This is a genomic window from Bacillus luti, assembly GCF_001884105.1.
Taxonomy (GTDB): domain Bacteria; phylum Bacillota; class Bacilli; order Bacillales; family Bacillaceae_G; genus Bacillus_A; species Bacillus_A luti.
This window is the reverse complement of the sequence record NZ_MACI01000069.1, coordinates 205,728-218,953: the sequence shown is the minus strand read 5'-3', so window position 1 is coordinate 218,953 and position 13,226 is coordinate 205,728. Positions and strand designations below refer to the sequence as shown.

Below are 13,226 nucleotides of genomic sequence, written 5' to 3'. Positions count from 1 at the left end.
TTTCTTTTTTTACTAATTATATAAATATAAGAACATTCCTTAGTATAATGGAAGGAATACTTTTTTCAATGTACTCATCCCAATTAATTGTTGCATCATTGTGACGTTCCTAATCATTATTTTTTCTTCTTACGGAATAATTCAATTGTTTTATATCCTTGTGAAAGGATTTCAATCATTTTCTCAAGACGTTTTTCACGTGTTTTTTCTTGTTTTACAGAAAATAAATTACGCGCCCAATCTTTTTGGTATCCAGGTGTTAAACTTTGATAAAACGTAAGTTCATTTGGATGATTAGCTAATAAAGCTTCAACATCTTGAATTCGATCTGCATAATCAGCTACACATTGGCTCATTGCAGGTGTTTTCGTCGCTTTTTTCTTCTCACACTTTAAGCCTACAACAGTGAAGACGTCATCCATACTTACCATTCGCGCAAATTTAATATCGCTCTTTCCTACATACCCATCTTCTCCAACATTTAAAGCTGGAAACATTTCATCACGATGAATAAAAGTACTATAACGAGAATTACCTTTTTTCGGATACGCAAAAAATACATACCCTTTCTCAAGTAACAACTCTTCATTTTTAATAATGAAATTTGTATGCTCTACCATCTCATCAAGCGTTTCTACAAAAATAAAAACAGCATCATGTTCTTTTGAAAATGATGTTTCTTTACCTGTAAAAATGTCATAATCACTTGGTTCATTAATAACAACCATATTTGTATACTTATTTAGTTTCAATTTATCAATTACTGACATAATAATCTTCCTTTACATCCAATATTCATTTTATATACTTTTTTTATACTGTTCTAGTGTATTATATCTATTAAGAAAATCAAACTTTAAATAGTGTTATTCTGTTTCAAAAGAACAAAAATCTTTATTTAAAGGGGTCGTTTTATGCCGTATGTAATCCGAGATGAAGGACTAGTTTTACAGGGGGATGATGGAAAAGAACCAGTTTTTAATTCATACGAAGAGGCTGCAGAAACATTAAAAACATTAACTATACCACAGTTCCCTAAACACATTAGAAGAAAACCTTTCAAACCAAAAATTATACAAATAGCCGATTCTGAATAAGAACCGGCTATTTGTATATTCACAACTCAATAGCAAATAAAGTATATAAAAGCTTTCTATATTGATTTTCTGTAATTTCACGTTTCGCTTTTTCACCATGAACTATTTCAGTGAAACTAGTATTTGTTAAAGAGACATGGCCAGAGTCCGTCAATTTGACCGCAATGGGTCCTTTATTGAAAATAGATTTCTCATCTTCTACTACTCTTTTTTGAACATCATTCACTACTGCCTCATCAATGATACGATTATAAAAAGCATGACATACTTTCCACTCACCATTCGTATCTTTTCTTTCTAGAACGTAATTCCCTTTACTCGTATCTTTTCGTCTAACTCGATACGTACCATTTTTAGAAGAAACAGGCTCACCAGTAAAAGATACAGGAACTAGAGGTACTAAAGAAGCAATACCTACATCAATTACGTATCGTACGTTATCGTAATTTAGAATAATCGTTATATGCCCATCTTCAAGTGCCCAAGCGTTTATATCATTTTTATATACGGTACCTAATGCAAGTTGTACATCATAACCACAATCTTTTAAAAAGTAGTAAAAAAGAGTGTTTAATTCATAACAAAGTCCGCCGCGGGATCTAGTTAAAATTTTATCCTGTAAATTTTCCATAGTAATTGTATGCGTATTACCTGCTATAACATCTAAATTCTCAAATGGTATAGTGTGTGCAAATGCAAAGAGAATTGTATTTAATTCTTCAAACTTCACTTCAGTACGCTTTGCAATATTCAATCTTGTAAAAAGCTTATGTTGTAGACTTGTCATAGTCAGCACCCCTTAAAATGTATAAGTTAAAACAGTATATGCTGATTGTAAATTTGATGGGGTACTGAAACAATGTACATTTCATGTAACTGTACCGGTACAAAAAGTCTAACCTACAAGATTACTTAAGATAAGAAGCTATGAATACAAATTTAATAGTTTGTCTATAGGTAAATTATGATGATCACTTAAATTAACAAAATATTGAAGCTGCCACATTTGGCTCTTTTTAGCTTGGTTGCTGACAGGCTTATCCCAGATCGGATAAATCCTCATAGCCATCTTGCCTTTTTGATTTTGTGTTCTCAAGATTTTTTCCTTAAGAAGAATCTCTTTAGGGAAAATAAATTGTCCTAGTTTATTTTCATCTATACAAGTAATAACTAATAAGTCAGGAGCAGCGTCATAAGAAAACGCTTGATTTTGCATATTATCATCTTTCTCCCAAAAAGAAACAAATTGACCAATTTTATTAGGAGTAATTTTTGATTTTCTAAAACGAATGGTTTTGTTATTTAAGTGAAATATACATCCTGCATATTCTGCGTTTTGTTTTTCTTCTTTTAGATTCGTAATCATTAAATTGTTAGGTTTGTAAACTATGCTGTTTAAATTGTGGATTATATCATTAAAATTGTTCAAGAAAATTCCCCCTTTATTCATTTCTTAGTTTATCACAAACGTCAGTTCTTATATGTTGTAAATAATAAGCGATGTGAAAAAGAGGGGAATTTTACTAGGTTATTATTATTGCTTTAATGTACTTAGTTTTTCAATTGCTTGTTGTTCAGTTGCTAAGTAAAAAATATCTTTCCCTTTATTACATTCATAAATAAAATCCTTTAAGCTTTTACTAGTATACATAGAGAAATCTCCAATGATAGCAATCTTTACCTTGTAGTTTATAAATTTTTGAAGGATATCGCCCGCCAGACGTGTTTTTAGATCAAAGAAATCTTCACTTATTAAAGATTTATGGATAATAATATGTTTCGCATTTACCTCATATTGAACTGTTGCCATAGTATCTAATGCAGATTGAACATCGGATATTAATACCTTATCGTTTCTAATGACCGCAATATTGATTCCATCGATTACTACTTTCTTTATTTCCATAGTCCCACCCCTTTATAATGTACACTGTATGAGTGAAATTGTTTTACAAAACTTCATATTAATCATAGATTAAATTAGCCGCAGCTATTAAAATTGCCTCTTTTTTATTGTAAATATAGATCTTTATCTTACCAATACGGTCAATGAAATTTTTGAATATATATGAAATTGATTTTACTTGTTATAAAAATATTGTGGAGTAACATAACTTAACAAACTATCCAAAGTGTTAATCTCGGCATATGGTTGTATTTTGGTAGTATTCTTGATTTTCTGAGGGTTAAACCACACCCCTTTTATATTTACATTTTGAGGACCAGCAATATCCTTTTCTAAGTCATCCCCAACAAATAAAGTATTTTCCGGCTGTAAATTTAGCTTATTTAATGCTAGTTCGAATATACGTTTATCAGGTTTACTAAATCCCACTTCTTCAGAAATAATGATCGTATCAAAGTAATTGTTTAAATTCGTGTTAATTATTTTAGCCTTTTGCCTCTGAGTTGAGCCATTTGTTATAATTCCAACTTTAAAGTGCTTCTTTATTTGATTTAAGAAATGAATAGTATTTTGGTCTATTGAAAAACATCTAGGGAAATTATTATTCCAAAAATCTTGGATGCAATTGCGTGGCAATCTATACTTCGGCGTGAATTCATCAAACAATGATTCTAAAACTGTCGTTTTATTACTTATGCCATATTCTCTTTTATCGTATTCTTTGAATTTCTGTAACATGTTGCTTTTAGTCGCACCATCTACATTTTCATACCACTTTTCTAAAACAATTAAAAATAATGCTTCTACTGCTTTATCCCTATCAAGTAATGTATCATCTAAATCAAACAGCATCGCTTTATAACTCATCAAATCATTTCACAACCTTTCTAGCATTATATAAATCTCTCCAAGTTTGTACCTTTAAACTTTTGGTTTAGCAAGAACATTGTTATGTAGTGATTAACGATTAAATAGAAACTAGATGAAAGAAATCCAAAGTTCTTGGCACACACTCTAGTATTACAGTAGCTTCTTCTATATTGAAATTCCTTTTCCTCTTTTGGTAAAGAAGCAGAAGTATATTTTTCGAAATTTAAGAAACTACATACAATTCACGTTATTATACATTAGTTTTTCGTAAATATTAATCGTACATCAATTCATACGATAAGTTTTTTTAAGCAATTATTTCTCCATAAAAAAGGAATATAGCTAATAATACTTTTTGGTAGTAAACGTCCTATGAAGTTTACTACTGTATCTCCACATAAACTCCAGATTGTACGGCTATAATGACTACCAGAGGTGATATTATGAAAAATTATCATATCCTCGTGGTTGAGGACGATCAAGAAATTCAGGAATTAATTAAACAATTTTTAATGACACAGCAGTATACAGTGGTAGTCGCTTCAGATGGACTAGAGGGTATGACACAATTTAATAAGCAATCCTTTGATTTAATTCTTCTAGATGTCATGATGCCCAATCTTAATGGATTTGAAGTTTCTAAAATGATTCGAAGTCAGTCAAACGTACCAATTATTATGCTAACTGCGTTGGAAGAAGAAGAAGATCAAATGAAAGGATTCGATCTTGGGATCGATGATTATATAACAAAACCCTTTTCATTTCATGTTTTGATTAGACGAGTCGAAGCTGTACTTAGAAGAAGTTATGATAAAAATGTAAATAATCATTTGATATTTAAAGAAGTTCGTATCGATGTGGATGCATATAGAGTCTATGTAAATGACGTTGAAATTATATTAACGACAAAAGAGTTTGAAATTCTACAACTACTATTTCAAAATGAGAGAAAAGTACTTACAAGAGAAAATATCGTAGAGAAGGTTTGGGGGTACGATTATTTTGGAGAAACACGAATAATTGATACACATATTAAAAATCTACGCAAAAAATTAGCTATCCCTTATATTAAAACAATAAAAGGTATTGGTTATAAAATTGATGAATAGTATTGTGAAACTCATGAAGATGAAGCAAATTACTTATAAACTCTTTATGACTACATCTCTCATTTTGTTATCCTTTGCAGTATTGATTTATTTAACTTTATACTTCTTTCTCCCTACATTTTATGAGCAATACAAAACAGATCAACTTCAAACAGGGATAAAAGAAATCATTGATAAGTCTAAAGATCTTACGTTTCAAGATGCGATACCACTTTTTGATGAATATGCAAAAAAAAATAATGCGATGCTTTATCTTCAAAATAATGAGGGAATAATTAAATACTCTCCTTCATTTTCTTTTACTCAAAGTGGTTCGCAAACAACAGTAGTTACTAGAGCAACACGGTTCGAGAATGCAAGTACCCTTAGCAATTCATATAACGTTACGAAACCAATTCAATTTCAAGATGGTAGTTTAACGCTTGTAGTGTTTGCTACATTTCAACCGATTGATGAAGCTTCACAGGTTTTAGTACGCTTTCTCCCCTATATTAGTATCATTGTACTCGTAATTGGTATAGGGAGTGCTTATTTTTATTCCAGGTTTATTACAAAGCCACTTATTTATATTAATGAAGGTGCACAAAAGATGGCAAATTTAGATTTCTCCGAAAAAATTGAGGTTCGCTCTACAGATGAGTTAGGAGAATTGTCTAATAGTTTGAATGACATGTCTATTAACTTACAACAAGCTATGTTTGATTTAAAAAAAGCAAATGAACAATTAAAAAATGATATTGAAAAAGAAAGAGAAATAGAAACAAAACGCAGAGAGTTTTTTGCGATTGTAGCACATGAATTAAAGTCCCCTCTTACTGTAATGAAAGGATACTTAGAAGGGATGATATACAATATTGGCCCTTATCAAAATCGCGATCAATATTTAAAGAAAAATCATCAAATTATTGAAAGTATGGAACAATTAGTTCGTGAAATTTTAAGTGTATCGAAATTAGAACAACACACCTTCAAACTAAAAGTAGAGGAAGTTAATCCTTCAAAGTTAATAGGTACAATCACAAAAGATCTCGAATTTTTTGCTTCTCAAAAAAGCATCGAAATAATAAAAGAAATTGATTCTGATCTTTCTATTTATACAGATTGTGCTCTTTTAGAAAAAGCATGTAAAAATATTATCCATAATGCGGTTATGTATTCACCACATAATGAAAAAGTCTATATAAAGTTAAGTAGGGATTCGAAACAAGGTCAAATCGAAATGCAAATTATAAATACAGGTGTCAATATTAAAGATGAAGATATACAACAAATTTTCAAACCATTTTATCGAATTGAAAAATCTAGGAATCGAAATACTGGAGGAAGTGGTTTAGGGCTATATATTGTTAAACAAATTCTCGAAAGACTAGATATAAAGTATTCTATAAAAAATATGGAACATAGTGTGCAATTTAGCATGAGTATTCCATTATCTAAACACAAAAACAAACAAACTCTCCTTTAAATAGGACGAGTTTGTTTGTTTTTGTAGTAAGTATAAACTTATAACAGGCTTTTCGTTTAATGACGTATGCTACTTTTTACATAGTAATCATCATAAGTAGTGACAATACTGTATCTAACTTAAATATTCACCTTCTACTATAACAGCAAAAAACAAAATTCCGCTTAGCAGCAAATTAGATTCTCTTATTTGAGATGCATTTCATCTATGAAACTGAAAAGGAGGATGAAAAATGTATATTTACCTTCATTTTTCAGATTAATTTGGAATTCTTTTATGATAAGCTATATGTAAAGATTAAACATAAAGGATGATTCGTATGCAAATAAGACCAAAGGTAAGTGAATATAACTCCTATTATGCAACGTATACCAACTTGGTATCAGACGGAAATATCATACATACTCTAGAACAACAAATGAAGGAAACGAATCTTTTATTAAAGAGAATTTCTGATAGTGAGGGACTTTTCCGGTATGCTCCTACTAAATGGAGTATAAAAGAAGTAATCGGTCATATAGCAGATACAGAACGTATTATGGCGTATCGATTGCTATCTATCGCTCGAGGCGAGACAGCAGAACTTCCAGGCTATAATGATGATATGTATGTTCTTAGGGCTGCTTTTGATAAGCAATCTATGCAAGATCTTCTTGAGAATTTAATAGTTGTTCGCCAATCTACCCTGTATTTACTTAGAAGCTTAGATAAAGAAGCTTGGTCACAAAGAGGAAATGCGAATAATTCTGAAGTTACAGTTCGTGCATTAGCATACATCATTGCTGGTCATGAGCTTCATCATCTTCAAATTATAAAAGAACGTTATTTTGGTTCTGATGCATATCCAGAAAGTTAATATTTGAAGAAAAAGAATCCTATTTATGTAGGGCTCTTTTTCAGTATTTATAACGGATTAACACTTAGAATCATGGCGATTAAATGCCTTTATTTATAAAATTCACCACATAATATATATGCTATCCCCTCTTATTCTGTACATAATTTTCTTTAGGTTGATATACTATATACACAGTAGTTCTGGAAAGGTGATGATATTATGTATGAACAACAAAATAATAGAGATAGAGATCAAAAAATGATGTTTTCCATGCAAGGAGTTCCCACAAATAAAATTAACATGCATCAATTACCTAAATGGATTAGAATATTCGGCTATTGTGCGTTTGGTTGGATGATAGTATTTAGTTTAATTATGATTGTAGGTTTAATTCTGCAATAACTATACAGATACATAGGTAAACGGGACGATATTTAGATCATACATCTAGGTAATGTCCCGTTTTTTATGTGTAATTATCCCATGATATAAGTAACCAATTATAATAAAAAGAACCTGTAGAATATCCTACAAGTTCTTTTTCAAATATTATTAAAACGGGAACAACAAACTATCTTAATATTCAGTACAGGGAGACCATTTTGATTATGGCTTGATTTTATTATAAATCAAATATAAGCTTTTGAAAGGTTTAGATTTTGAAAATTATGTGAATTTAACAGCTACGATGTTTATATTAGATTTCACTTACGACCAACTTTTTCTTACTTAAATACACTGCACGATCTGATTTTTTAGCAACCTCCTGTGAGTGCGTCACAACAATAATGCATTTATTCTCTTTATGTGCAAGTTCTTGAAACAGTTCTATAATATCCATTGCGGTTTCCTCGTCGAGGTTTCCTGTCGGCTCATCCGCAATCAGTAAATCAACATTACAAGATAACGCTCGAGCAATTGCTACACGCTGTTGTTGCCCGCCACTTAGTTGCAAGACGTTACGTTTCGCTTCTACTTCTGTGAGTCCTACTTTCTCTAATAACTCTAATGCCCTTACCGTCTTATTTTTCACTTTAACACCTGTAATTTCCATCGCTGTTAAGACATTTTGAAGAGCAGTCATATAGGTAATCAAATTATAAGATTGGAAAATTACAGATACATTTTGATTACGATATCGATCCAAACCAATTTTCCGAATATCTTTTCCATTATACAGTACATAACCATTTTTAGGGACATCTAGTCCACAACCTAAGCTTAGAGTTGTGGTTTTGCCAGATCCGGATGGTCCTAAAATTGTATAGAAATGCCCTTTTTGAAAAGAAAAGTTAACATTGTCTAGTATCGCTACATTTTTCCCATTACTTTCATAATAATAATCCAAATTTTTAAATTGTAAAATCGTTTCCATATTGAGCCTCCTTATTCATCTTTTAAAAGAATTTGTTTTGGATTTAAACGTAGAATAGATAATGCTGGAAGAAGCGTTGCTATTATAGCAATAGCTAGTCCAATTCCACCCATTTTCCCTACATCTTCTCCTGTTACACTTACATCAATTTTATCAATTGGATCTTCTTTTGGATTTTGTAATGTACCACCAGGTCCAGCCATCATTACAGTACCATTTTGCGAGGTGTCTGTTTCTTCGCTTGCAGTAGCAATTTCACTCGAAAGTAAATGATCCCCGATATATTGAGAAACTTTATCCCCTGTTGTTACGGATAATCCAAATGCTAAAATAGCGACACATACTACTTCTACTACAAACTGCGCCATCAGTTTCCACTTTTTCTCTCCAATAGATAACAGAATCCCCATTTCCTTACGACGTCCTTTAATTGATAGCATAATGATTAATCCTAAAATAACCGCACCAGCAATCGATACAATATAAATAATCATTTGAGAAGTCGAAGAGATATTCTCGATAGGACCAATCATTTGTTTGTACAATGAATCATGTGCATCTAATTTATAATAATTAAAATCAATATTAGATTTTTTTGCTTCTTTTTTAAATGCATCAATGTATTGTGGATCATTCAAGAAATACACGACTTGAACACTACTTATACCTTGGTCTACTTCTAATTTTTTCATAGTTGAATGTGGCATATATAGTTTATTAGCGGGATCCATTATAGGGGGGGCTTGTTGACCCATTGCTTGCTCATTCGTTTCGTAAATACCGATAATTTCAATCTCGAGGGTTTCCTTCTTATCCCCTGATTGCACTTTAACTTTGTCTCCTACTTTCAAATTATTTAATTCCGCTAATCGTTTTTCCATTAAAGTTACATTCTGATCTTTCATCTGTTCTGTAATTGGTTTTCCATCAATGATTTTACTTTTTCCGTTTTTAAAGCTTTCTTGCAATGTTGTCTTGCGAACTCCCTCAATCATAAAAGAAGCATTCATATCTATTTCTGTACCGGAGCTTGAACCGCCTCGTACAGCCGCCATTCCCACTTTACCTTTTCCTTCATCTTCTCCCTCTGAAGCTCCTACTAGTTTAAGCCCATCAGACATTCCGAAAGTATTGCCTATGTAATTATAGTCTTTTACATAATTTGACTTCGCTAATTGATCTGCTTCTTTTGTGTTAAGCTTCGGTGGATTAGACATCTCTCCGGTTTCACGAGCTTGTTGACCTAATTTGTCGAAATCAAGACTTAAAGTAACATCTGCACCTAGTTTTTTTCTTGCAGCATCCGCCGCTTTTTTTGATGCATTTTGGATTGTGAAACCTGAAAGTACCAAATTTGTAACAATCAGAAATACTGCCATCAAAATTAATGATGTTCCTACTCTTTTTTTCATACTGAGAATTGCTCGTTTCATAAAATTCATTTTTTCTTACCTCCTTGATAACTTGTATTCTATATAGGTTATCTAGAGTTTATATGGAGCTAATCGGTAGTTTAACTAGAGATATAAGGAGTTCATGTGTAGTTATTCATTTACCTGTTCAAGAAAAGCTAGAACACAAATTCAAAAACGCAGTCGTTTTTGAATATTGGTAAGGAGTTAGTCAATTTAAGAGACTTATAGAAAAAAGAGAGAGGTTAAGCTTAATTTAATGTATGTAACATGAAAAATATATTTATTGTATAATTTCTACACGATAAATATAGAGAACCTATTTGTAAATATCTATTGTTAAGTTCCTTCATAGAGATTACATCTTTTAATAAGAAAAGAAGCAAGTTAACATTCTTTTATATGGATAAGAATATTAACTTGCTTTTTAAATTTTAGTATGAATTTTTTATAGTTTTATTTTATTGCAAGTTTTATAATATAATATAAAACTTTATGACCTGTTTTTATAATTCAAGCACCTACTATTAGGAAAAGGGGATATTTCCTAATTGATTTAAAACATAAATTTTGTCTATGTTTTAAACAATATGTATTTTGGAGGAGGTTAATTTGATTTTTTCAAAACTCATTGATCGGTACGCCTTATATGATTTACACAAAAAAAGAAGTGTAGCGTTTCAGTATACTTCCCTTTCTAACACTTCATTAAATATAAAGGACATAGAATCTTTTTATAAAGTAAAACCACCCTATATTCATTTTAACATTAAGTATTTAAAGCAGGAAAATGAATACGTGGCTGGGCAATTCAAATATAAAAGCGCGGTTCAATCTGGTTATTCACGCAACGATTCTGTAACTGGGGAATTATTCTTACATAAAAATGAAGATGCACCTCATGTCATCTTCGTTCACGGTTGGAGAATGGATTCTAACGAACGTGTTAAAAAAATATTCCACGATCATATGACCAGCCTGAAGTGGAATATGTATTATTTCACTCTACCCTATCATTTTGAAAGAAAACCCGATCAATCCCTATTCAGTGGCGAGTACATGGTAAGTGCAAATATTGAACGAACAGTACAAGCAACTAGACAAGCGGTAGCTGATTTACGAGCTTTGATCAAATGGATTAAAGCAAATAAAAATGGTCCCCTGATTCTAATAGGGATTAGTTTAGGTGGATTTATTACTAACTTAACCTCTCTTGTTGAAGAAGAAATTGATGTGTTAGCATCCATTTTCTATGCAAATCGACTTTCTTATTCTATTTGGAATACAACTCCGGGTAAATTTATTAGAGAAGACTTAGAACATCATGGTGTTACGTATGATGATTTAATAGATTATTGGCGAATCACTGAACCGAGTCAAGCATTGCCAAAAGTACAAAAAGAAAATATTTTATTAATTTCAGGTAAGCATGATCTATATGTGCATTCTGAGGATACAGACTACTTGTGGGAATCTTGGGAAAGACCTACACGATATATTTATACATGTGGGCATGCCGGGATAGTTCTTAAACGTAAAAAAATTGCAACTGATACTATCAATTTTATTCAAAATCAATTGAACTTCCCGCACTTATCCAATGTCATGTCTTAAAGTGAGAGATTACTAAGTACATAATCTTATACTTGTATTATTAGTTTTTTTACTAGTCACATTTGTAAATCTTTGCCCTTAACCTTACACGATTTGAAAATGAAATAAAATAAAAAACTAATTAAGGAAAAAGAATCTAATCCTTTTCTAAACTCAAAAAGAAATTTTTCTACTGTTCTCCTATATTAATACTTGTGTATGAGGATTTCATGAAATCATATATATGCATGAATTTTTTCCGAGTATGCATTCGAACAAGTATCACTTGGTTTAATCAGACAACTAAATGTACATAAATGCAACGACATTAAAACACTTTGCTCTTAAATCCACTACTTGTATTATTAATTGCATGAAACTCCTTCTTGAGAAAGGTTTTAATTTCCGAATATTCTGTTGACCATTATAACATATCCAATTTACAATTTAATTGTGGTGTTCTTTCACAATTAAACTACTTAGAATACACTTCATTTATTTGAAAACAATTACAAATAGAGGTGCTAAAATGAAAACTAGAGTAAATCCAGAATTATTACAAGGGTTAGAAATGTTTCCGGATCTCGATTTACGCCCGGAAAACTTGCAATCAATCAGAGAAGGAATAGCTCAAATGAGACCACCTACCGTTGTTGATGACTCCCTTTCTTTAACAGATAAAGTCATTGTTGGACCTGATGATAATCCGTTACCATTAAGAATTTATCGTCCAAAATCAAATCATGAACCTTTACCTGTCTTATTATGGATACATGGTGGTGGTTATATCTTAGGGTCTATAGATGATAACGATGATACTTGTATGAGGTTTGTAAAAGAAGCTGGCTGTGTGGTCGTGTCTGTAGACTACCGCTTAGCACCTGAACACCCTTATCCAGCACCAATTGAGGATTGTTATTCAGCTTTAAAATGGATTGCTGATAATGCAAAGTCATTAAACATTGATTCAAATCGAATTGGGGTTGCAGGAGTAAGCGCTGGCGGTGGACTAACAGCAGCATTATCATTAATAGCCCGAGATCGAAAATATCCTTCAATTTGTTTACAAATGCCACTATATCCAATGATTGATGACCGAAATAATACACCTTCAGCGAATGAAATTAAAGAGGGATTTGTTTGGAACCAAAAGGCAAATGAAGCTGGCTGGAAAATGTATTTAGGAGAAATGTATGGAACGGATCAAATCCCTGCCTATGCAGCGCCTTCTCGAGCTGAGGATTATAGTGACTTACCGTATACTTACACATTTGTTGGTCAATTAGATCCATTCCGAAGCGAAACATTAACCTATGTAAGCAAACTAGCGCAAGCTGGTGTTGATGTCGAGTTTCATTTATATCCAAATGCCTATCACTGGTTTGAAGGGTTAAATCCAAATGCCGATGTATCTATTTATGCTGTAAACGAAATAGTACAAGCAATAAAAACTGGGTTCAAACGAGTATCTAAGGTTGAGGCTTAATCCCATTACAAGAGAAACACTCATAAATAGTATACATTTGTGAGTGTTATTTATCATTTAAATATAATAGCCGAT

At 31.6% G+C, this 13,226-nt stretch carries 14 protein-coding genes; 7 read left to right on the top strand and 7 right to left on the bottom strand.

Features of this window, described 5'->3' with window-relative positions:
• Positions 1-116: 116 nt before the first annotated feature.
• The gene (locus BAQ48_RS17195; protein WP_071712069.1) at positions 117-770 is read right to left on the bottom strand and encodes a YdeI/OmpD-associated family protein; all 654 of its coding nucleotides are present in this window, start codon (positions 768-770) and stop codon (positions 117-119) included.
• Positions 771-914: 144 nt separating this feature from the next.
• Between BAQ48_RS17195 and BAQ48_RS17190 the strand changes: the two genes are divergently transcribed.
• A complete protein-coding gene (locus BAQ48_RS17190; protein ID WP_071712068.1) occupies positions 915-1,097 on the top strand; it encodes a hypothetical protein in 183 nt (60 codons plus the stop codon).
• Positions 1,098-1,116: 19 nt separating this feature from the next.
• Here BAQ48_RS17190 and BAQ48_RS17185 read toward each other — a convergent pair whose 3' ends face one another.
• From BAQ48_RS17185 to BAQ48_RS17170, 4 genes are all read right to left on the bottom strand, one after another.
• Positions 1,117-1,884: an arylamine N-acetyltransferase family protein gene (locus BAQ48_RS17185; protein WP_071712067.1), complete on the bottom strand. Its 768-nt coding sequence runs from the start codon at positions 1,882-1,884 to the stop codon at positions 1,117-1,119.
• 138 nt (positions 1,885-2,022) lie between these two features.
• Positions 2,023-2,547 carry a MepB family protein gene (locus tag BAQ48_RS17180; protein WP_084064772.1) on the bottom strand — a complete coding sequence of 175 codons (525 nt, stop codon included), beginning with the start codon at positions 2,545-2,547 and terminating at the stop codon, positions 2,023-2,025.
• Between the two features lie 84 nt (positions 2,548-2,631).
• On the bottom strand, positions 2,632-3,003 hold the full coding sequence (locus tag BAQ48_RS17175) for a DUF4180 domain-containing protein (protein ID WP_071712064.1): 372 nt from the start codon (positions 3,001-3,003) through the stop codon (positions 2,632-2,634).
• Between the two features lie 174 nt (positions 3,004-3,177).
• Positions 3,178-3,870 (bottom strand): HAD family hydrolase, encoded by a 693-nt coding sequence (locus tag BAQ48_RS17170; RefSeq protein WP_071712062.1) that lies wholly within the window; start codon positions 3,868-3,870, stop codon positions 3,178-3,180.
• Positions 3,871-4,316: 446 nt separating this feature from the next.
• On the opposite strand from BAQ48_RS17170, the gene BAQ48_RS17165 reads away from it, so the two are divergent.
• From BAQ48_RS17165 to BAQ48_RS17150, 4 genes are all read left to right on the top strand, one after another.
• On the top strand, positions 4,317-4,982 hold the full coding sequence (locus BAQ48_RS17165) for a response regulator transcription factor (RefSeq protein ID WP_000800739.1): 666 nt from the start codon (positions 4,317-4,319) through the stop codon (positions 4,980-4,982).
• Positions 4,975-6,447, top strand: coding sequence for a sensor histidine kinase (locus BAQ48_RS17160; RefSeq protein WP_071712060.1), 1,473 nt, complete (start codon positions 4,975-4,977; stop codon positions 6,445-6,447). Before BAQ48_RS17165 ends, BAQ48_RS17160 begins: the two co-directional genes overlap by 8 nt.
• 319 nt (positions 6,448-6,766) lie before the next feature.
• Positions 6,767-7,303 (top strand): DinB family protein, encoded by a 537-nt coding sequence (locus tag BAQ48_RS17155; RefSeq protein WP_001167130.1) that lies wholly within the window; start codon positions 6,767-6,769, stop codon positions 7,301-7,303.
• 201 nt (positions 7,304-7,504) lie between these two features.
• Positions 7,505-7,687 (top strand): hypothetical protein, encoded by a 183-nt coding sequence (locus BAQ48_RS17150; protein ID WP_000273233.1) that lies wholly within the window; start codon positions 7,505-7,507, stop codon positions 7,685-7,687.
• A 295-nt stretch (positions 7,688-7,982) separates the two neighbouring features.
• Here the strand turns inward: BAQ48_RS17150 and BAQ48_RS17145 are convergent, their stop codons facing one another.
• Positions 7,983-8,660 (bottom strand): ABC transporter ATP-binding protein, encoded by a 678-nt coding sequence (locus BAQ48_RS17145; protein ID WP_000447849.1) that lies wholly within the window; start codon positions 8,658-8,660, stop codon positions 7,983-7,985.
• Between the two features lie 11 nt (positions 8,661-8,671).
• Entirely contained in the window at positions 8,672-10,102 is a 1,431-nt protein-coding gene (locus tag BAQ48_RS17140) for an ABC transporter permease (protein WP_071712058.1), read from the bottom strand.
• 582 nt (positions 10,103-10,684) lie between these two features.
• On the opposite strand from BAQ48_RS17140, the gene BAQ48_RS17135 reads away from it, so the two are divergent.
• Both BAQ48_RS17135 and BAQ48_RS17130 read left to right on the top strand, forming a co-directional pair.
• The gene (locus tag BAQ48_RS17135; protein ID WP_000577713.1) at positions 10,685-11,686 is read left to right on the top strand and encodes an alpha/beta hydrolase; all 1,002 of its coding nucleotides are present in this window, start codon (positions 10,685-10,687) and stop codon (positions 11,684-11,686) included.
• Between the two features lie 508 nt (positions 11,687-12,194).
• Positions 12,195-13,151 carry an alpha/beta hydrolase gene (locus tag BAQ48_RS17130; protein WP_071712057.1) on the top strand — a complete coding sequence of 319 codons (957 nt, stop codon included), beginning with the start codon at positions 12,195-12,197 and terminating at the stop codon, positions 13,149-13,151.
• Positions 13,152-13,226: the final 75 nt, after the last annotated feature.